The sequence below is a fragment of the Aquimarina sp. AU119 genome (genome assembly GCF_900312735.1).
Taxonomy (GTDB): Bacteria; Bacteroidota; Bacteroidia; order Flavobacteriales; family Flavobacteriaceae; genus Aquimarina; species Aquimarina algiphila.
Genome location: NZ_OMPF01000014.1, coordinates 317,578 through 338,492, shown reverse-complemented (window position 1 = coordinate 338,492; position 20,915 = coordinate 317,578). Strand labels below are relative to the sequence as shown.

17 protein-coding genes are annotated in these 20,915 nt (G+C 29.0%); 16 read left to right on the top strand and 1 reads right to left on the bottom strand.

Annotation, left to right across the window (positions count from 1 at the left end; genetic code table 11):
* Nucleotides 1–91: 91 nt before the first annotated feature.
* The 9 genes from DK442_RS12415 (at nucleotide 92) to DK442_RS12375 (ending at nucleotide 9,055) form a co-directional block, all read left to right on the top strand.
* Nucleotides 92–934, top strand: a complete 843-nt coding sequence (locus tag DK442_RS12415; protein ID WP_109436200.1) for an NAD-dependent epimerase/dehydratase family protein — start codon at nucleotides 92–94, stop codon at nucleotides 932–934.
* A 17-nt stretch (nucleotides 935–951) separates the two neighbouring features.
* Nucleotides 952–1,932, top strand: a complete 981-nt coding sequence (locus DK442_RS12410) for a glycosyltransferase family 2 protein (RefSeq protein WP_109436199.1) — start codon at nucleotides 952–954, stop codon at nucleotides 1,930–1,932.
* Between the two features lie 37 nt (nucleotides 1,933–1,969).
* Nucleotides 1,970–2,824 carry an FkbM family methyltransferase gene (locus tag DK442_RS12405; protein WP_109436198.1) on the top strand — a complete coding sequence of 285 codons (855 nt, stop codon included), beginning with the start codon at nucleotides 1,970–1,972 and terminating at the stop codon, nucleotides 2,822–2,824.
* A gap of 794 nt (nucleotides 2,825–3,618) precedes the next feature.
* Complete coding sequence (locus tag DK442_RS28225) at nucleotides 3,619–4,125, top strand: hypothetical protein (RefSeq protein ID WP_143917663.1); 507 nt, start codon at nucleotides 3,619–3,621, stop codon at nucleotides 4,123–4,125.
* 91 nt (nucleotides 4,126–4,216) lie between these two features.
* Nucleotides 4,217–5,356, top strand: a complete 1,140-nt coding sequence (locus DK442_RS12395) for an N-acetyl sugar amidotransferase (RefSeq protein ID WP_109436452.1) — start codon at nucleotides 4,217–4,219, stop codon at nucleotides 5,354–5,356.
* Nucleotides 5,353–5,967 (top strand): imidazole glycerol phosphate synthase subunit HisH, encoded by a 615-nt coding sequence (gene hisH / locus DK442_RS12390; protein ID WP_109436196.1) that lies wholly within the window; start codon nucleotides 5,353–5,355, stop codon nucleotides 5,965–5,967. Before DK442_RS12395 ends, hisH begins: the two co-directional genes overlap by 4 nt.
* A gap of 3 nt (nucleotides 5,968–5,970) precedes the next feature.
* The gene (locus DK442_RS12385) at nucleotides 5,971–6,735 is read left to right on the top strand and encodes an AglZ/HisF2 family acetamidino modification protein (protein WP_109436195.1); all 765 of its coding nucleotides are present in this window, start codon (nucleotides 5,971–5,973) and stop codon (nucleotides 6,733–6,735) included.
* A gap of 84 nt (nucleotides 6,736–6,819) precedes the next feature.
* Nucleotides 6,820–7,686, top strand: coding sequence for a hypothetical protein (locus DK442_RS12380; RefSeq protein WP_109436194.1), 867 nt, complete (start codon nucleotides 6,820–6,822; stop codon nucleotides 7,684–7,686).
* A gap of 250 nt (nucleotides 7,687–7,936) precedes the next feature.
* Nucleotides 7,937–9,055 (top strand): glycosyltransferase, encoded by a 1,119-nt coding sequence (locus DK442_RS12375; protein ID WP_109436193.1) that lies wholly within the window; start codon nucleotides 7,937–7,939, stop codon nucleotides 9,053–9,055.
* A 131-nt stretch (nucleotides 9,056–9,186) separates the two neighbouring features.
* On the opposite strand, the gene DK442_RS12370 is transcribed toward DK442_RS12375, so the two are convergent.
* Complete coding sequence (locus DK442_RS12370; protein WP_109436192.1) at nucleotides 9,187–10,980, bottom strand: chitobiase/beta-hexosaminidase C-terminal domain-containing protein; 1,794 nt, start codon at nucleotides 10,978–10,980, stop codon at nucleotides 9,187–9,189.
* Nucleotides 10,981–11,144: 164 nt separating this feature from the next.
* Here DK442_RS12370 and DK442_RS12365 point away from each other — a divergent pair, with 164 nt between their 5' ends.
* From DK442_RS12365 to DK442_RS12335, 7 genes are read left to right on the top strand one after another with little or no spacing between them, the layout of a single operon-like run.
* Entirely contained in the window at nucleotides 11,145–13,265 is a 2,121-nt protein-coding gene (locus tag DK442_RS12365) for a bi-domain-containing oxidoreductase (protein ID WP_109436191.1), read from the top strand.
* Nucleotides 13,247–14,833, top strand: coding sequence for an alginate lyase family protein (locus DK442_RS12360; RefSeq protein WP_109436190.1), 1,587 nt, complete (start codon nucleotides 13,247–13,249; stop codon nucleotides 14,831–14,833). Before DK442_RS12365 ends, DK442_RS12360 begins: the two co-directional genes overlap by 19 nt.
* 9 nt (nucleotides 14,834–14,842) lie before the next feature.
* Entirely contained in the window at nucleotides 14,843–16,036 is a 1,194-nt protein-coding gene (locus tag DK442_RS12355) for a glycosyltransferase family 4 protein (RefSeq protein WP_109436189.1), read from the top strand.
* A 55-nt stretch (nucleotides 16,037–16,091) separates the two neighbouring features.
* The gene (locus DK442_RS12350) at nucleotides 16,092–17,243 is read left to right on the top strand and encodes an MraY family glycosyltransferase (RefSeq protein ID WP_109436188.1); all 1,152 of its coding nucleotides are present in this window, start codon (nucleotides 16,092–16,094) and stop codon (nucleotides 17,241–17,243) included.
* Nucleotides 17,240–18,553 (top strand): UDP-glucose/GDP-mannose dehydrogenase family protein, encoded by a 1,314-nt coding sequence (locus DK442_RS12345; RefSeq protein ID WP_109436187.1) that lies wholly within the window; start codon nucleotides 17,240–17,242, stop codon nucleotides 18,551–18,553. Before DK442_RS12350 ends, DK442_RS12345 begins: the two co-directional genes overlap by 4 nt.
* Before the next feature lies 1 nt (nucleotide 18,554).
* On the top strand, nucleotides 18,555–19,535 hold the full coding sequence (locus DK442_RS12340) for a UDP-glucuronic acid decarboxylase family protein (protein WP_109436186.1): 981 nt from the start codon (nucleotides 18,555–18,557) through the stop codon (nucleotides 19,533–19,535).
* A gap of 6 nt (nucleotides 19,536–19,541) precedes the next feature.
* Nucleotides 19,542–20,894: an exopolysaccharide biosynthesis polyprenyl glycosylphosphotransferase gene (locus DK442_RS12335; RefSeq protein ID WP_109436185.1), complete on the top strand. Its 1,353-nt coding sequence runs from the start codon at nucleotides 19,542–19,544 to the stop codon at nucleotides 20,892–20,894.
* Nucleotides 20,895–20,915 lie beyond the last annotated feature (21 nt).

The following is a 20,915-nucleotide window of genomic DNA, read 5'->3' as shown; positions in this document are numbered from 1 at the left end:
AAAAATATAGAACAAATTTAAAATAAGTTCTGGTTGTATAAGTTTAGAGAAAGGGCTTTGTGAAAAAAATATTAAGCTATAAAGTTGGTTAATGAAAATTGATAATTCGAAATTGAAGAGAAATATATTTATTGTTGGAGCCTCATCAAAATTATCGCAATCTATAAAAGAAAAATATGTAAATCATAATATAATTGATATATATAGGGAAACGTATAAATATTGGGTTGGGGTTGATGCGCAAGAATTAATACATGATTTTTTTGAAAAAGAAATTTCTGAAAATTCTATAATATTCATTCCAGCGGCAATTTTAAATCCAAATATTTCAAATGAACAAATACTAAAAATAAATTATGATTTGCCATTAAACATTATTGAAGCTCTTAAAAAATACAATGCTAGAATTGTAACTTTCGGAACTATATTTGAGAAGATGGGTTCTTCTAATAATAATTATGTTAATAGTAAAATAAAGCTATCAAGTAGAATTGAAGAGCTAGTTCAGGATAAACATAGGATAACTCATTTTAGACTGCATACTTTGTATGGTAAAGATTACCCTAATGAGTTTATGTTTTTAGGACAAATTTTTTCTGCAATTAAGAATAAAACAGAATTTCAGATGACATCTGGAGAGCAAATTCGAGAATATCATCACTATGATGATGTAACTGCTTCGATTTATGATCTTTTAATTAAAGATACTAATGGGGTTTTTGAAATGACTTATGGAAATGGGATGAGGTTAAAGGATTTAGCTACTCAAATATTTAGTTTTTTTGAAATGAACCAATTGTTAAAAATTGGCTTAAAGAATATAGATTACAAGGATAAATTTCAGAATGATTACTTAAAAAATGATGATTTGAACACTGCCTCTTTTAGAGAACCAATTAACGGGATTACCGAGTATTTAAAACAAATCATTTAAATTTTATATTAGTAAATATGGATGATATAAAAGCACCTTTGCAAGATAAAATCTTAACAATTGCAATTCCAACATTTAATAGATGTACTTTTCTTGATGAAAATCTAAAAAGATTGAAAAATCAGTATACTGAAAAAATTGATATTTTAATTTGTGATAATGCAAGTACTGATCAAACCTCTGAGGTTGTAGAAAAATATATAAACCAAGGGTTACCAATTCGGTATTATAAAAATTCGGAAAATTTAGGGTGGGAGAGAAATTTTGAGTTGTGTTTCAAAAGAACTATTGGGAAATATACAATGCTAATAGGTGATGACGATTTTATTATAGAACACGGTTTGGATTTAATTTTAGATTCCATTGAAGATAAAAAAACAGATTTGCTTTTTTGTAAAGCTTTTGGTTTTGATAAGCTTCCGCCAGAAAACACAAAAAAGTTTAGATCAACAGCCAAAGATTATAGTTTAGAGGTTTTTTTGAAGAAGACAATTTTACAGTTTAGACTTTTATCTTCTTATGTTATCAAATCAGAATATATTGAATCCAGTGGAAGTTTTACAGGAAATTTTGCGCATCTTCATGTAGTTTTTAATGTATTGCTTAAAGGAAATAATTTTTCAATCATAAATGAAAAAATTATAGCATGCAAAAAGGATAATTCAGATTTTGATCAAAAAACAAATTTCAGTGATATATACATGAAAGAGTTTTTTGAATTGTATAGAAAATATTTAGATAAAAAAGTTTCGAGTAAAAATAATGAGGACGTTGAAAAGATTATGATGTATGAATATTATCCTAAATATATCTTTAAAATGAGGATTAATATGTTGAAAAATGACCCAAATCTCGAAGAAAATTTCAATCTAATGTTTAAAAATCACAAATCATTTAATTTTTTAAAATTTGTTTTTTTAAAAAAGAACATTATTACTACCATTATTTTATTTTATATAATACTGTATTACCAAATTATAAATTTAATTAGAGCTTAATTTTATTTTAACTATATCAATGAATAACTAACTAATTATGAACTTGAAAAACATTGTATTAAGAATTAAAAACAAAGGAATAAACGGTGTGTTTAGGGCAATAGTTGGTAAAATAAAATATAAGTACTACCGACCAAAAATTGTGCTAAATAATAAGCATACAACAATAAAATTAGGTACCGACTATGGAGAAAAGGTATTTATTGATAGACCAACCCTTAAGAATTCAACAATAATAAGTTGTGGTGTTGGTGAAGATATTTCATTTGATATTGAATTTGCTAAAAAATATAATGCAACTATTATCATGTTAGATCCTACGCCAAGAGCAATTGATCATTATGATAAAATTATTGAACAAATTGAAAATGGTAACAGTGGTGTTGATCAAGTAAATAAGGAAAATGACCACCTACTAGAAATGTATGATCTTACTGGGGTTAACAAGGATCAATTGGTTTTAGAAAAGTTTGCTTTATGGACAGAGAATACTACATTAAATTTTTATTTACCAGTAAATAAAGCTAATGTATCGCATTCTTTGGTTAATTTTCAAAACGATTATAAACAAGGTGATGAGTATGAACACATTAAGGTTAATGCTTTAACTTTAAGTGATATTATAAATAAATATAAAATCAATCAAATAGAACTATTAAAACTTGACATAGAAGGAGCCGAAATCGAGGTAATTAAAAAGATGCTTGATGACAAAATTTTTCCAAAACAAGTTTGTGTAGAGTTTGATGGCTTAAACGTACCCTCTAAACGAGCAAAATTTGATTTTGAAAGAATAGATAATATGTTACGATCAAATGGTTATGAATTGATTTATTATGATGGTTTAGCCGATTTTACTTATGTATTAAATGCTACTGACAAGAAAAATTAAATGGATACAAATATTGATCCATAAACTGAGTAATAATTGATATTACTATAGATTCAAAAAATAATTTTTGATAAAGAATTATGATAGGTGATCTTAGTTTTTCAAAAATAATTAATAGAAATAAAACATTAGCACAAAAAGTATTAATGCTTTTTGTGCTAATGTTTTTTATATCAGATCTTATTACCAAGATTTTCATTTATTTTGATGCATCTTTAAATAGGTTTGCTGGAATTATTAAATTAATTTTTGAATGTATAATGCTTTATTATATTATTAAAAAAAAAGAAAAGCATTATGCGTTATTGTTAGGATTGATTCTGTTTTTTGCTTTTTTAATTAGTAATATAATAAGCAAAAGCTATTTTGATTACACTGTCGTTATAACAAATATTTACTACTTTAACAGATATATATTTATCTATTTATTTATTGTCTTTATAAAATCTGCAAAAATTAATTTTCAAGATTTTCAAGATTTTGTAAAAATATTTAAAAATGTAATATATGTTAATTCTGTTTTAATACTGATCGGATACCTTTTCGAGATCGAATTTTTTAGATCATATCCTTATTCTCTTCGCTTTGGATATGATGGTATATTTTCCAAAAATGGAGAAGCAGCATATTACTATATTTTTTGTATTTCAATTTTATATTATGAATACGTATTAAATAAAAAGAAGAGGTATTTAATAAAACTAATTATAATAAGTTCAATATCGTTATTAATAGGAAAAAAATCGATATTGCTATTTTTGTTTTTATTATCAATCACTCATGTAATATTTGTGATGAAGAAAAAAAAGATCTTATTTTTTAGCGTGATTTCGGCAATAATAGGACTTATTTTTTTTAAAAATAATATAGGGAGACTTATTTTTAAAATGTTCCCTTTTTGGGAGAATGTATATAATCGCTATGGTTTATTAGGAACGTTAACTTCTAAAAGAAGCACAATGCTGACTGATTTTATAGATTATATGATTCATGAATGGAATACACTTAATTATCTTTTTGGTATAGGAGAGTACGAAAAACATAAAATTGAATTTGAATTTTTTGATGTATTTATGTTTTTTGGTCTAATAGGCGTATTTGTTTTTTGGTTACTTTTTAAAAAGTACTTTTATAATAGATCAAATAGATTATCAGTATGTTTATTAATGAATATTTTGATCACTAGTTTTTTTTCCGGAGCATTATTTATAAGTGTGACAGGAATGATGTTTTTTTATATGGTTTTCCAGTGGATTAATGTTTTGAATAACAATCAATTGAATTCAGAATTAATTGAATAAATAATATATAAAATATCTTTGTTAGAATATATTAATTTGTTGATTTTTGCCTAATGTAACAAAAGATATTGAAAAAAATAAAATAAGGGTAATGACAGAAATAGAATATCAAATCTGCACAAACTGTGTGATGGATACTACAGATTCAAAAATTCTTTTTGATGAAAAGGGAGTTTGTGACCATTGCAACACCTATTATAAAGACATTTTACCCAATTGGCATACCGATGAAAGAGGTCATAATGCACTAAAAGAAATCGTCTCTAAAATTAAAAAAGAGGGAGAAGGAAAAGATTTTGATTGTTTGATGGGTATGAGCGGTGGTATTGATAGTTCTTATCTTTTGTATATGATGAAAGAAAAATATGGCCTTCGCCCTTTGGTTTTTCACGTTGATGCCGGTTGGAATTCTCAAATTGCAGTCAATAACATAGAACGCTTGGTTGATGGATTAGGGTTGGATTTATATACCGAAGTAATCAATTGGGAAGAAATAAAGGATTTACAGTTAGCTTATTTTAAATCAGGTGTTCCACATATAGATACTCCTCAGGATCATGCTTTTTTTGCAACAATGTATAAGTTTGCTTCGAAGCATAAGATCAAACATATTTTAACAGGAGGAAATTATTCGACAGAATGTGTTAGAAACCCATTAGAGTGGATGTATTATCAATCAGATTCCATTCAATTAAAAGATATCTTTAAAAAGCATGGTACTGGTAAATTAAAAGATTATCCAGTAACTAATATTTTATGGCATAAGGTATATCTTCCATATTTAAAAGGAATAAAGTTAATAAGGCCCTTAGACTACATTCCTTATCATAAGGATGATGCTATGCAAGAGTTAGTCGATAAATTTGGATATCAGAAATATCCACAGAAACATTTCGAATCTCGTTTTACGAGATTTTATGAAGCATACTGGTTACCCAAAAAATTTGGGTATGATACACGTAAAGTTCAGTTTTCTAGTTTAATACTTACTGGGCAAATGACAAGAGAAGATGCTTTGGAAGAGTTAAAGAAGCCAGCTTATGATCCAGAAACAATTAAACAAGATTTTGAATTTATAGCAAACAAATTAGGAATATCTATAGAAGAACTACAAGGTTATATGGATGCTCCTAATAAAACATATAAAGATTATAAATCACAAGAAAGTATTTATAATATTGGAGCAAAAGTGATGCGTCTAATTGGATTAGAAAGAGGAGGTAAAAGATGATTAAAATAGTTAATTATGGGTCAGGTAATATCCAGGCGATATTAAATATCTATAAGCAATTAAATATAGAATGTCTTGTGGCTAATACTCCAGAGGAGCTTCTAGATGCTACTAAATTAATTTTACCTGGAGTTGGCGCTTTTGATGAAACCATGGATCAATTAATTAAATCTGGTTTTAAAAAAGAATTGGATCGTTTGGTCTTAGAAGAAAAGATTCCTGTGATGGGAATTTGTGTTGGGATGCAGATTTTGGCAAAAAAAAGCGAAGAAGGACAATTAGCTGGGTTAGGGTATATTGATGGAGAAGTGAAAAAATTTGATAGTAGTAAATTTACTCAAAAACCATATCTGCCGCATTTGGGGTGGAATAGTATAGAGCCTACTGAAGAAAATAAAATTTTTGAAGGTATAGATTTTGATTATGGGTTCTATTTTTTACATACGTATTATTTTTCTTGCAATTCAATAGAAGATAGACTTGCCAGTACTCAATATGGAGATGAATTCTCATCAGCTGTTAATCATGATAATGTTTTTGGGATGCAATTTCATCCAGAGAAAAGCCATAGTAACGGAATCCAGCTATTTAAAAACTTTGCTAACTTATAAACTATGTTAAGATCGCGAATAATCCCTTGTTTATTAGTCAGAAATAAAGGGTTAGTAAAGACAGTTCAGTTTAAAGATTCAAAATATGTGGGAGACCCCATAAATGCTGTAAAGATATTTAATGAAAAAGAAGTAGATGAATTAATTGTTCTCGATATTGACGCTACAAAAGAAGGTCGAGAGCCTGATTTTCAAATGATTCAGAATTTGGCCAATGAGTCTAGAATGCCGCTTTGCTATGGAGGAGGAGTAAAAACAGTAGAACAAGCCAAAAAAATTATTCATTTAGGGGCAGAAAAGGTGGCTTTGAGCTCTGCAGTAATAGATGATCCGAATCTGATTGTTGATATTGCAAAGGCGGTTGGTGTACAAAGTGTAATAGTGGTCTTAGATGTTAAAAAGAAAGGCCTTTTCGGAAAATATCAAGTGTATACACATAACGGAACAAAAACCACGGGTAAAGATCCAAAAGAATTGGCGTTACAATTTGAAAAATTAGGAGTAGGCGAGATCGTGATTAATTCTATTGATAATGATGGAATGATGAAAGGATACGATTTAAAATTGATAGACTTGGTGAGATCTGCAATCAATATCCCTATGACAGTTTTGGGAGGAGCAGGAGAACTGACCCATATCAAAGAGATTGTTAAAAAATATAAAGTTATAGGTGTAGCTGCAGGGAGTATATTTGTTTTTAAAGGCAAGTATAAAGCCGTTTTGATAAATTATCCCAACCGTTCTGAGATTAAAGAATTGTTAAAATAAGCTAAGTAAAGTCTTTTTTGAGGTAACATATTGTGATAATATTACATACACTTGTGTATAACAAATGATCTTAAAAAGATAATAATGAAAACAATAATAGGTTTACTTTTCTTAATCTTCATATTTATAGGTTGTTCTAGCGATGATGCACCAGTTACGAATTACACCTCGATTGAAAAAATAACTTGGGATGTACCTATATCCAATCCTCGTAAATGGTTTAGGTTTTATAATCAAAATATTCCACGTATGGATAGTATAGTTTATAAAAGTAGTAATCTAGGTGTAATAAGTACACATTCTTATTCTTATGGTGATAATGGTTTGTTGAAATCTAATCGTCGACCAAATGATGGTAGAACTTATTATTTCGATTATGATATAGATAATAAAATAATAAGATTTGAGGATTCTTTTGATACTGGCGATGGGAGTATTGATAATTCTCATAACTATTTTTATTTTAATAGAGATGTTATTATTGATTCTATATTAGGTGATTTTACTGGTGATAATCATGAACCAACATTAAAAGGTATAGTAAAATATTATCTTAATGAAGAACATATTATTTATAAAAGAGTAGAAGACGACATCATAACTGATTCTATAATTTATAACAGTAATTCACAACCTATAAAATGTTATAAGAATGATGGATCTTATTTAGAATACGTTTATTATGATAATTATAAGAAGCAATTTTTTTATAGTGAAGGAGATAACGGTTTTTATGTGGGAGATGATATTAATAATTATTTACTAGTACATGATTTTAACATAGAAAAAGTAATGAACAGAAAAGGAAATCCTTTTTTAAAAAAGATCATTTATTCTAGTGGAGAAGAAATCGTTTTTGATTATGAATTTTCTTCATTTGGCCTACCGTCAAAGTTAGAAAGAACTTCTCAAAATGGAACAGCTGTTTATGAATATTTTTACGAAGAGTAATTTGTTGATGTGATCCATAACTAATGTATAACATTAGCTTAAAAAGTAAATAAATATACCGAGGGCCTAACTTTATTTAAGTTGGCCCTCTTTTCAAATATAGTTTAGGGTAACTTCACTAAACAAATGTAAAATTATAGCAAGAAACAGGTTAATTTATTTGATTAGACAGTTATTTTGCCAAAATCTTTGAAAAGACTACTTATAATCAAGATGAAATAAATCATACAAGATCTTAAAACCAAACGAAGTGAAAATCTTAATTTTTATATCTCATCAACCAGATGCTAGATTTATAAAATACATTAATTTTTTAGCAAAAAATAATAAGGTAGATTTAGTTTATTTTCAAAGAAAAACACTTCCTAATATTGATTCTTCTATTGAAAAATCAATACTTAATAAAATTAACTTGGGAATAATCCCAAATGCTTCTCAACCTTTAAAGCGTCTAATTAAATACATATTAGCTACCAACGGATTAATGAGAATTCATAAGACATGCTATGATATAGTTCTAGTTAACAATTTTGACATCTTGTTTCTTTTTGTTTTTTCAAGGTTTTTATTTTTTAGAAAAACTAAGGACTGTAAAATTATTGCAGATATTTCTGATCTTCGTGAGTATGTTTTTAAATCTAGCTTAAAAGATCGGATGATTTGTCGTTTTGAAAAATGGTTGTATATAAATTATTTAGACAAATTGATAGTAAGTTCTAAGAAATACCTGAGTTATCATTTTAACGATTTTTTTAAAAAGGATGTTTTTGTGTTAGAAAATAAATTAATGCATTCATTTTTAGAAACAAATACATCTGAGATTTACTCAAAAGACAATAAAACCGTAATTGGTATTGTGGGATTGCTACTAAGAAAAAACGAGTATTTTAAACTCTTCGAGATATATAAGGAAGATCCAAAAATTGAAATTCATATTTATGGCAAAGGATTGTATCAGAACTTAGTTGAGGAATATGCTAAAAAATATGATAATATAAAATATTTTGGACCTTACAATGCTTTTACCGATATCCATAAAATATATAAATCACTGGATATTATGTATTTGGTGTATGATAGTAATCAGGTATCTTTAAATAATCGTCTGGCTTTGCCAAATAAACTTTATGAATGTATGGCATTCAAAGTTCCAATATTATGCAGTTCAAACACTTATTTAGAAGAAATTGTAAAAAAAAATTGTATTGGCTTTTCTGTGGATTATAGAATTAAATCTGAAATTGAAGAAGGAGTCAGGTTTTTAATTGATAATCAAAAAGAAATACTGAGTAATTTTACTCTTTTGCCAAAAAACATCTACTATGGCAATGATGATTATAAGAAACTAGAATCTTTTTTATTGAATTAGTTTTTATTTTTTTAGAACAAACCTTCTTGAACAATATTATCTAGCTGTTTACTTGATAATATTTACGAGTACAATTATTCACTAAGAAAATATTATTATAAAAAGCTGTTATCGCAGATACAATAGACTATTTATTCTAATTTACTTAAATGATAAATTAAATTGGATGCATTCTTAAATTTTGCAATCAAATTTAAACCTTTAAAATTATTGTTAAATGAAAGTCGAATATCTAATATGTTAATATCATTTGGACCTACCTTTATTTCTCCATTAACTTTTGAATTGGTATCAAATAAAGTATTGATTTCATAGAATCGACTCCAGGAAGGATCATTTTCAAAGATATCGTCATAATGAAAGACACTTGCATAACTTACAGTAAGGTATTCACGTTCATTATTCCCTAATACTTGGGTATTGTATGTATTATCAGAATTAAAAACAATTTTCACGCCGTAACTTTTATTAATGAATGGATTTTCTACGTAACCTATCCAAGTACCAAGAAGTTTTGTTTTTGCCTCTTCGAGGTTTGACAAAATGATATCTGGGTCATTTGGGTTAAACGACTCATCAATTTTAAAAATACTTGTTGATACAATGCTTTGCCTTTGCCCAGGGCTTTTAGCCATCGCTTTTATTACAGAAATACAATCTAGACAATTGATGGGTATAGGGGTAGTGTATAACTTAGATTCGGTATTTGGAGTAGAGCCATCAAGAGTATAATAAATAGGAAAAGGAGAAGTTAATTCAATTGACAAACTATTATTGTGAGTGCCAGATAAATAATTAAATGATGGAGCCCTAACATCTGGATATAGAATTTCAAAAGTTTGCTCAATTATGTTACTTGCTTCTAAATTTTCTGCTATAGCAAATGATTTTATTGTTGTCTTTGTCATATTACCATCTGGATCTCCTTTAATAATTATAGGAGACGTATATAGATTTGAGTTGATAGTGGGGTCTTGTCCATCAAGAGTATAATAAATTTTCGCATTTTCAGTATTACTTTTTATTGTTAACTCGATATCATCAATATAAGGACCTGTATTTTGATGATCTTCATGAGTACCATCAAAAATATATTCAGGGTCAGCCACTTCATGAATTCCTATTATTCCATCGCCATTCTTATCAATGTAGTTTTTAAAAGATGGAATAGTAATTTGTATACCTAAATGATTATATCTGCTTTCCAAGTTAGTTATTATTGAATTTATGTCTAATAACATAGAATTACTTTTAATTTCATTGAGGATAGATTCAGAATCCAAAACACCATCAGTTTCTATATCAGAACTTATTTTTTGAATTAGTTCTGATAACTCTGCTTCAGAATTATCATATTGTAAGATACAAGAAACGGCAAGTAAAATAGAATTGCTTATTTCATTCCCAGAGATATCCATTTCTTCAAAGGAGAGGATAGTATCATCTGAAAAATCTATATAAAAAACTTTTAAAACCTCTTTTTGTGCTTTTATTTTAGAATCACCAAAAGAATAGTTTTCGTTTATAATTAAATGCTTAATTCTTTTTGCAATTAAGGTTGTAAGAATATTTAAATTAAATTTTTGAGAACTATTTACATAACCAATACCTCTTAAGGAAATAGGTGCATTTGATAATTTCCCGGTAACTTCATTAAAATAAAATCCAGTTGTAACAAATTCAGTATAACCTTCTGTAATTTCATTATCTAAACTAAATGATCCAAAATCATTATTCGTTTCTGTAAAATATGTTTTACCATTAGGAATTAGATCTACACTTAATTCCTGAATTCTAACTTCTGCGCCTTGAATAAAAGGCCCTTTTTGTACAAACCCATCAATGTTATGTTTTTGATCAAGTTCATCTTTTTGACATGATATTGTAAAAAGTAGAATAAAAATTTGAAATAGTGTTTTTTTCATGATATAAAACAATTAGTTTATACTTGATAATAATATAATACTAATAGGATGGGGTATTAATTATAGTTAAACAAACAAATTTAAAATTATTATAGTGAAATTGACTAGTTTATTTGATTAAACTGTAATTTTGCCAAAATCTTTGAAAAGACTACTAAATCAAGATGAAACAAATCATACAAGATCTTAAAAACGGAGAAACGATTTTAGAAGAAGTACCAGTGCCTAAGGTTAAATCAGGACATGTGCTTATCAAAACCACCAAATCATTAGTTTCGTTAGGAACCGAGAGGATGTTAGTAGAATTTGGTAAGGCAAATTTTATTCAGAAAGCACGCCAGCAACCAGATAAGGTTAAGATGGTTTTAGACAAAGTAAAGACAGACGGGCTTAAACCTACAATGGATGCAGTTTTTAATAAGTTGAACCAACCATTGCCCTTAGGGTATTGTAACGTTGGTGAAGTTGTTGCTGTAGGTAGAGGAGTTACAGAGTTTAAGGTGGGTGATAGAGTAGCCTCTAATGGTAATCATGTAGAATATGTAAATGTTCCCAAAAACTTAGTAGCTAAAATCCCTGGTAACGTAACAGATGAAGAAGCCGCTTTTACCGTAATAGGTTCTATTGGTTTGCAAGGAATACGATTATTAAATCCAACTTTTGGAGAAACTATGGTTGTGGTGGGTTTAGGACTTATAGGTCTTGTTACTGCAGAATTATTGCTTGCTAATGGATGTAATGTTATTGGGTTTGATTTTGATCCAGAGAAAGTAAAAATTGCAAAAGCAAAAGGCATTATAGCCATAAACCCTGCTGAGGGTACAGATCAGGTAAAATTTGTAGAATCATATACAGAAGGAATCGGTGCAGATGGCGTTATTATTACCGCTTCTAATAAGAGTAATGAAATTATATCCCAGTCTGCCAATATGTGCAGAAAAAGAGGTAGAGTCATATTGGTAGGTGTTATAGGTTTAGATATAAGCAGAGCAGATTTTTATGAGAAAGAAATTTCTTTTCAGGTATCTTGTTCTTATGGACCAGGACGATACGATGAAGAATATGAGCAAAAAGGAAATGATTACCCGATCGGGTATGTACGATGGACAGAGAAAAGAAACTTTGAGGCCATATTAACAGCAATTTCCAAAGGAACATTAGATGTAAAACCATTAATCACAGAGCGAATACCTTTAAAAGAGTATCAAAAGATTTATGGCGATATGAAAAATTCAAGATCGATAGCTTCGATTCTTGAGTATGATAGCACAGAAGAAGCTACTTCTACTGTGACCATAGCTCAAAAATCTTTTGAAGGTAAAAAAGGAGTTATTGGTATCATTGGTGCAGGAAACTTTACAAGCTCTACAATACTTCCTAACCTCAAAAAAATAAATGCTGATGTAAAATATATTGCAAGTTCTGGTGGTTTGTCTTCTACAATAATGGCCAAACGTCATAATATTGCAAATTCTACTTCTGATTATAAAGAAATCTTAGAAGACAATGATGTTGATTTAGTATTGATTACTACACAACACAATATGCATGCTTCAATGGTTTTGGAAAGCCTTAAAGCTTCTAAAAGTGTTTTTGTAGAGAAACCATTAGCGCTTACTAATTCAGAATTAGAAGATATCATTGCAGAATATAATACACAAAATGTAAATGTTTCTGTTGGATTTAATAGACGTTTTGCTCCCTTGGCAAAAAAGATGAAAAAGCTTTTAGGAAACGACAAGACACCAATTAATATCGTTGCTACAATGAATGCTGGTTTTATCCCTGCTGATGTTTGGGTTCATGATATGGAAGTTGGTGGAGGAAGAATCATTGGTGAAGCATGTCATTATATTGATCTCTGTACATACTTTGCAGGTAGCAAAATAACAGCAGTTTGTATGAATGCAATGGGAGCTAATCCAGAAGAAAATACAGATAACGCAAGTATTCTATTAAGATATGAAAATGGAACCAATGCAGTGATCAATTATTTTGCAAATGGAAGTAAAGCCTATTCTAAAGAAAGAGTAGAGATATACTCTCAAGAACGTACTTTGATTATGGATAATTGGAGAAAGTTAAAAGCATTTGGCTTTAAGGGAGGAAGAAATACCTCATCCAAACAAGATAAAGGACATTATAATCAATTTAATGAACTTATCGAACAACAACAAAAAGGAGGGAATCCAATTATTTCTTTTGATGAGATAGTAAATACTACAAGAGCTTCGTTTGCAGCAATCGAATCTCTTAAACAAGGAAAATGGATAGAAATAAAATAAAACTGCTCCTACAGACCGTAAAACACCTTAAATTCAAGCAGATTTATTATCAGTTATATTATTTGATTCGTAATAAGTTTTTTAAAAGAATTTATGTAAAGGAATTAAAAAAAGAAATTCATCCTTTAAATTGGCATGATTCATTTTTATACACCAATAGTTTTATAAAAGAGAATAGGTTTACGTTTCTTAATTTGCCTCACCAGTTTACAGATAAAATAAATTGGAATTATGCCGACTTTGGAAAACTTTGGACCTATAATTTGAATTATTTTGATTTTTTAAATCAAAAAGATTGTTCTGCTGGCGAAGGTTTAAAATTAATTAATGATTATATAGAAAACGAAAGCAATTTAAAGGATGGAAAAGAACCTTACCCTATTTCTCTGAGAGGTATCAATTGGATTAAATTTTTATCCAAAAATAAAATCTCAGAGGTCAAAATTAATCAAACATTATATAATCATTACGAGACTTTAATTCATAACCTAGAATATCATCTGCTCGGAAACCATTTATTAGAAAATGGATATTCCTTATTGTTTGGAGCATATTATTTTAAAGATGAAAGTTTATATAAAAAGGCAAAGCAAATTCTAACTGAAGAGCTTACCGAACAAATCTTAAGTGATGGTGCGCATTTTGAATTATCACCTATGTATCATCAGATTTTATTTCATCGTATACTAGATTGTATTCGTCTTATTCAATTAAATAAATGGCAGGAAGATAACCTACTTTTATTCTTAAAAGGAAAAGCATCACTTATGCGTTCTTGGTTAGAAGAGATTACTTTTTGTAATGGAGTTATCCCAATGGTAAATGATAGTGCATATAAGATTGCTCCAGAATCGGACCAATTATTTCAATTTGCAGAAGAAATAGGATTAGAAAGAAAAAAAGAAAAGCTTAGAGCTTCTGGATATCGAATGTTTAGAAGTAAAAACTATGAATTATTTATAGATGTTGGTAATATCGGGCCAGATTATCAACCTGGTCATGCCCATTCTGATACTTTTAATTTTGAGTTATATGTAAGGAGTAAGCCAATACTTGTAGACCCAGGAATCTCTACTTATGAGAAAAATGATAGAAGATTAAAAGAACGAGGTACTTCATATCATAATACTGTGAAAATAGGAAATCAAGACCAAACAAAAGTTTGGGATGGATTTAGAGTAGCGAAGAGAGCAAAAATCATCAAGTTAAAAGAGATAGACAATACAATTGAAGCCGCTCATAATGGATATAAGAATTTGGGGATTATTCATACAAGAAGATTTTCGACTCATGAAACTAACATAATACAGATAGAAGATATAATTTCTAAAAAAGTTGATGAAGAACAAGTAGCATTTTTTCATTTTCATCCTGATGTAAAAGAAATACGTATTTTAAATAACAAAATCGAGTTGATAAATAATGGAGTAACCATTCATTTTAAAGGTAATGAGGTTGTTATTAAAGAAGAAGAATATCAATATTGCCTAGGTTTTAATAGTACTAAGAAAGCAAAAAAAATAAAAGTATATTTCAATACTACCTTATCAACCAGAATAGATTTATAAATTAGCAAAATGAAGTTACTTTTTTTAACTGATAACTTCCCTCCCGAAGTTAATGCACCTGCGACCAGAACATACGAGCATTGCAAAGAATGGGTAAAGGACGGTATAGATGTTACCGTGATTACTTGTGCTCCAAATTTTCCAAAAGGAAAGGTGTTTGGGGGATACAAAAATAAATTATTTCAAAAAGAGATTATTGAAGGCATAAAAGTTATTCGTGTATGGACATACATCAGTGCTAATAAAGGGTTTTTAAAAAGAATTCTTGATTATGTAAGTTTTATGATCAGCTCTTTTCTTGTAGGATTATTTATTAAAACAGATCTTATTGTGGCAACATCACCACAGTTTTTTACAGCAATTTCTGGCAGGTGGTTAGCGTTTTGGAAACGAAAGAAATGGATTATGGAGGTTAGAGATTTATGGCCAGAATCAATAAAAGCTGTCGGTGCTATGAAAACAAACCCCGCAATAAAATATTTTGAGTTTCTAGAGAAAAAAATGTACAATAAAGCATATAAAATTGTAGTGGTAACAGATTCGTTTAAAGAAATCTTATGTGAGAAACACAAAATTAATGCATCAAAAATAGAAATAATTAAGAATGGAGTTAATACAACATTATTTACTCCTGTTGAAAAAGATAAGAAAATATTAAAAAGATTAAAACTTGAAGATAAAATTATAATTGGATATATCGGTACTCATGGTATGGCACACGCCTTGGATTTTATTTTGTATTGTGCAAAAAAGATTAAAGACAAACAAATACATTTTCTTTTCTTGGGAGATGGAGCTAAAAAAGAGGAGTTGTTAAAAATCAAAGATTCATTAAAACTAGATAATGTTACTATGTTACCTTCAGTATCTAAAAAACAAGTTGCAGGCTATATTTCAATTATTGATATAGCTCTTGTAAATCTTAAAAAATCAGATACTTTTAAACATGTCTTACCATCAAAAATATTTGAGTTAAGTGCTATGCATAAACCAATTTTATTAGGAGTTGAGGGAGAAGCAAAAAAATTGGTGGAACAATATAGTATAGGAGAAGCTTTTGAACCGGAAAATGAAAAAGAATTTTTGAATAAAATAGAGGTATTGAAAACAAAAAATACCAATACTCAAAATTTTCAGAAACTAACTACAGACTTTGATAGAAAGAATTTGGCAAAAAAAATGATGATGTTTATTAAGGATTAAATTTTAATATAAAAACTTTCTCTATTTTTACCATATTTTCAAAAGCTATACTTAATTGAATTTTCTAGAAACAGCAATATTAATTTTTATAGGGTCATTCTTGTTGACATATTTAACAATACCCAAAATTATTGGGGTTGTCTCATACAAAAGGTTAATGGATGCTCCTAATAATAGAAGTTCTCATAAAGTACAAACACCAAGTTTAGGAGGAGTAGCGTTTTACTATACATTGATTATAGGTCTATTCTTTATTAGTAGTTGGGACACAAATAGTGAAATTATACATATCATCCCTGGCCTTACAATTTTGTTTATTATTGGTCTTAAAGATGATTTAGTAGTTTTATCCCCTGGTTCAAAATTAATAGCCCAGTTTCTAGCAGTATCTTTTGTTGTAGTAAGTGATAGCTTTACCATACATTCTCTTAATGGATTTTTTAATATAGAAGAAATACCGTATTACATTTATTTTCTTATAGCCGTTTTTATTATGGTTACTATAATAAATTCATATAATCTTATTGATGGGATAGATGGATTAGCTTCGATTGTTGGAATTGTAATTTTGATCATTTATACCACAATTTTTTATCTCACTAAAGAATATTTCTATGCGCTGATTACGATAAGTTTAAATGCATGTTTACTCGCGTTCTTTGGATATAATGTATCAGCAAATAAAAAGATATTTATGGGAGATACGGGTTCATTAATTATTGGTTTTATTATCAGTATAATGACATTGAAATTTTTAGCTTTAAAGCCTTCTTCCTCAGCTGAGTTACCTTTTTTTCTGGAAAACATCCCATTAATTGCAATAAGTATTCTTATCGTACCACTTTTTGACACGGCCAGAGTTTTTACGATACGAATTGCAAATAAGAAAAGTCCTTTTTCACCTGATCGAAATCATACACATCATGTTCTTATAGATTACTGGGGTCTATCTCATAAACAGGCTAGTTATTTAATAGGTGGTTTTAATTTAATATTTGTAGTATTATTTATTATTTTGGGGAGTACTACCAAGAATTTACTATTATTTATAGTGTTGTTGGTTAGCGTAATAATTTTGAGTTTTATTTTTTTTAGGTTTAATTATAATTTTACCTCTTTAAAGCAAAAAATTTTATTTAAAAGAAAGGTAGATGCTATGAAAGAAAATTTAAAACCAAAAGTAAAAAAGAGTAAAAAAGATAAATGAGAATATCAGTAATAGGTACCGGATATGTAGGTTTGGTTACAGGAACATGTTTAGCAGAAACTGGTAATGAAGTAGTTTGTGTTGATATAAATGAACAAAAAGTTCAGAAAATGCGAAATGGTGAAGTGCCTATTTATGAACCACACCTTGATGTACTTTTTGATAGAAATATAAAAGCAGGCAGGCTTACTTTTTCGACATCTTTGGAAGAAGGCTTAGAGCATGGAGAAATTATATTTTTAGCATTACCAACTCCTGAAGATGAAGATGGTTCGGCTGATTTATCTTATGTTTTGGGTGTAGCAGATGACATAGGAAAAAGAATTACAGAATATAAAGTTATTGTAGATAAAAGTACAGTACCTGTAGGTACAGCAGAAAAAGTACAGGAAGTTATTGCAAAAAATGCAAAATGCGATTTTGACGTTGTCTCGAATCCAGAGTTTTTAAGAGAAGGGTTTGCGGTAGATGATTTTTTGAAACCAGAAAGAATTGTGGTAGGATCTAGCTCTCAAAGAGCAACAGAACTAATGGAAAAACTTTATAAACCTTTTGTTAGATCAGGTAACCCAATTATCATAATGGATGAGAAGTCTGCAGAACTTACTAAATATGCAGCTAATTCGTTTCTGGCAGCAAAAATTACATTCATGAATGAGATTGCTAATTATTGCGAGAAAGTTGGTGCAGATGTAGATAAAGTAAGAAGAGGAATGGGAACAGATTCAAGGATTGGGAAAAGGTTTTTGTTTCCAGGTATCGGATATGGAGGTTCATGTTTTCCAAAAGATGTAAAAGCGCTTCATAAATCAGGAAAAGATGTAGACTACGACTTTCAGATTTTAGATTCAGTAATTAAAGTGAACCAAAAGCAGAAAACAGCATTACTCCCAAAAATAAAAACATATTTTGATAATGATTTGGATGATAAAACTTTTGCTGTCTGGGGTCTGGCTTTTAAACCAGAAACCGATGATATAAGAGAAGCACCAGCATTATATCTTATCGATGAATTATTAAATGCAGGAGCTAAGGTTAAAGCATTTGATCCTGAAGCAATGGATAATGTTAAAAGAAAATATGAGGATAGAATTCAATTTTCAAAAACAATGTATGAAGCACTTGATAATACTGATGCATTGATTATTTGTACAGAATGGAGTATTTTTAGAACTCCTGATTTCAAGAAAATAAAAGATAGCCTAAAAGAGAATGTTATTTTTGATGGTAGGAACTTATATGACATTAGTGATGTCGAAAAAGAAGGAGTTTCTTATTTTTCTATTGGTAGAAAAGATATAATATTATAAAATGCAAAAAGTTTTAATTACAGGAGCAGCGGGTTTTTTAGGTTCTCATCTTTGTGATAGATTTATCAAAGAGGGGTTTCATGTGATTGCCATGGATAACTTGATTACAGGGGATATAAAAAATATAGAACATCTATTTAAATTAAAACAGTTTGAGTTTTATAATCATGATGTTACCAAATTTGTTCATGTACCAGGTGAACTCGATTATATATTACATTTTGCTTCACCAGCAAGTCCGATAGATTATCTTAAAATACCTATTCAGACATTAAAAGTTGGATCTTTAGGCACACACAACCTTTTAGGACTGGCAAAAGAGAAAAACGCGAGAATCTTAATAGCATCGACAAGTGAAGTATATGGAGATCCTCAAGTACACCCTCAAAATGAAGAATATTATGGTAATGTTAATACAATTGGCCCTAGAGGAGTATATGATGAAGCAAAACGCTTTCAGGAATCAATAACAATGGCATACCATACCTATCATGGAGTTGAAACAAGAATAGTGCGTATTTTTAACACCTATGGTCCTAGGATGAGGTTAAATGATGGCCGTGTAGTACCGGCATTTATCGGACAAGCATTAAGAGGAGAAGATTTAACAATATTTGGAGATGGTATGCAAACACGATCTTTTTGTTATGTCGACGATCAAGTAGAAGGGATTTATAAGTTGCTTCTTAGTGACTATGTTTACCCAGTTAATATCGGTAATCCTGATGAGGTCACTATTAAAGAATTTGCCGAAGAAATAGTAAGACTTACAGAAACAGATCAAAAAGTAATCTATAAACCACTACCAGTTGATGATCCGTTGCAACGACAACCGGATATTACTAAGGCTAAAGAAATATTAAACTGGGAACCCAAAATGGGCAGGTCAGAGGGAATGAAACTAACACTTGAATATTTTAAAGGGTTTTCTAAAGAAGAACTTCAGAAAAGCGATCATAAAGATTTTTCGTCTTATTCTTAATAACCAATGCATCACAAAAGAGGGGGATATTCATACTTAATTAGGCCAATACTTATTGTTATAGATCTGATTATTTTATTTATCTCCTCTTACTACCTTTTAAGTAGTATTGTTTCTAATCAATTCTATGTCTTTTTGGGGACAATCTGGCTAGTATCAGCATATTTACTCGATTTTTATGAAGTATATCGATTTACAAAAGCTATTACAATTATTTCGCTTTTGTTTCGCCAGGCAACGGTAATCCTAATACTTATATATGCATATTTAGGAGTTCTAAGGATCAACCTTTTTTCTGGTAAAGAACCACTTTACTTCATTATTATTGTTATTTCTACAGTTGGAATAATTAAAGTAATATCATACTATGCTTTAAAAAGATATCGATCATATTTGGGAGGTAATAATAGAAGGGTTATTATCATAGGTAATAATAAAAGTGCTAATCAACTTAAGGCCATTTTTGAGGAAAAAAAAGACTTGGGTTATCAAGTATTAGGGGTGTTTTCTGATACACTTTCAAAGTCCATAAAAGATAGCTTTGATTTTTTGGAAGAAGAGGAGGTTGACGAGATTTATTGTGCTATTGATGAAATTTCAGACGACATTATGAATGAATACGTGAAGTATGTAGATCAGAATTATTGTGTGTTAAAATTTATCCCAAGTTCACAACGTATTTATTCTAAAAGATTGACAACAGATTATTATGAATATTTACCAGTATTATCAATTCCAGAGATATCATTAAATAGCGCAGTTAATAGAACTATTAAAAGAGGATTTGATATTATTTTCTCTATTTTAATTATCATATTAATTTTATCCTGGATAACTCCATTACTTTTCATATTTATTAAATTAGAATCCAAGGGGCCATTAATTTATAGTCAAAAACGAAATGGAATTAACTATAAGGAGTTTATATGTTATAAGTTTAGATCTATGAGATATAAGAAACATGTCGAGCTTGATCAGGTTAAAAAAGAAGATATTAGGGTAACCCGAATAGGGCGTTTCATGAGAAGAACTAGTATTGATGAACTTCCACAGTTTTTTAATGTTTTACTAGGTGATATGTCTGTAGTTGGTCCTAGACCTCATATGATATCATACACCAAAGATTATGCAAAAAAGATAGATAAGTATAATTTTGTATTTCGCCATGCAGTAAAACCTGGCATAACAGGTTTAGCCCAGATAAAAGGATATAGAGGAGAAGTAAAATACGATGAGGAGATTGTTAATCGTATTAAACATGATATTTTTTATATAGAAAACTGGTCTGTTCTTCTTGATTTAAAAATTATTTTAGATACTATAATTAATATTATAAAAGGCCAAGAAAAAGCATATTAGTATGTTTTGAAGGGTTAATTA

Bases quoted from the DNA above. Each gene is read 5' to 3' on its own strand.
- DK442_RS12360 (WP_109436190.1), top strand. From the start codon at position 13,247: ATGGATAGAAATAAAATAAAACTGCTCCTACAGACCGTAAAACACCTT.
- DK442_RS28225 (WP_143917663.1), top strand. From the start codon at position 3,619: ATGAAGAAAAAAAAGATCTTATTTTTTAGCGTGATTTCGGCAATAATA.
- DK442_RS12405 (WP_109436198.1), top strand. From the start codon at position 1,970: ATGAACTTGAAAAACATTGTATTAAGAATTAAAAACAAAGGAATAAAC.
- hisH (WP_109436196.1), top strand. From the start codon at position 5,353: ATGATTAAAATAGTTAATTATGGGTCAGGTAATATCCAGGCGATATTA.
- DK442_RS12395 (WP_109436452.1), top strand. From the start codon at position 4,217: ATGACAGAAATAGAATATCAAATCTGCACAAACTGTGTGATGGATACT.
- DK442_RS12355 (WP_109436189.1), top strand. From the start codon at position 14,843: ATGAAGTTACTTTTTTTAACTGATAACTTCCCTCCCGAAGTTAATGCA.
- DK442_RS12370 (WP_109436192.1), bottom strand. From the start codon at position 10,980: ATGAAAAAAACACTATTTCAAATTTTTATTCTACTTTTTACAATATCA.
- DK442_RS12415 (WP_109436200.1), top strand. From the start codon at position 92: ATGAAAATTGATAATTCGAAATTGAAGAGAAATATATTTATTGTTGGA.
- DK442_RS12410 (WP_109436199.1), top strand. From the start codon at position 952: ATGGATGATATAAAAGCACCTTTGCAAGATAAAATCTTAACAATTGCA.
- DK442_RS12380 (WP_109436194.1), top strand. From the start codon at position 6,820: ATGAAAACAATAATAGGTTTACTTTTCTTAATCTTCATATTTATAGGT.
- DK442_RS12385 (WP_109436195.1), top strand. From the start codon at position 5,971: ATGTTAAGATCGCGAATAATCCCTTGTTTATTAGTCAGAAATAAAGGG.
- DK442_RS12335 (WP_109436185.1), top strand. From the start codon at position 19,542: ATGCATCACAAAAGAGGGGGATATTCATACTTAATTAGGCCAATACTT.
- DK442_RS12365 (WP_109436191.1), top strand. From the start codon at position 11,145: ATGAAACAAATCATACAAGATCTTAAAAACGGAGAAACGATTTTAGAA.
- DK442_RS12345 (WP_109436187.1), top strand. From the start codon at position 17,240: ATGAGAATATCAGTAATAGGTACCGGATATGTAGGTTTGGTTACAGGA.
- DK442_RS12340 (WP_109436186.1), top strand. From the start codon at position 18,555: ATGCAAAAAGTTTTAATTACAGGAGCAGCGGGTTTTTTAGGTTCTCAT.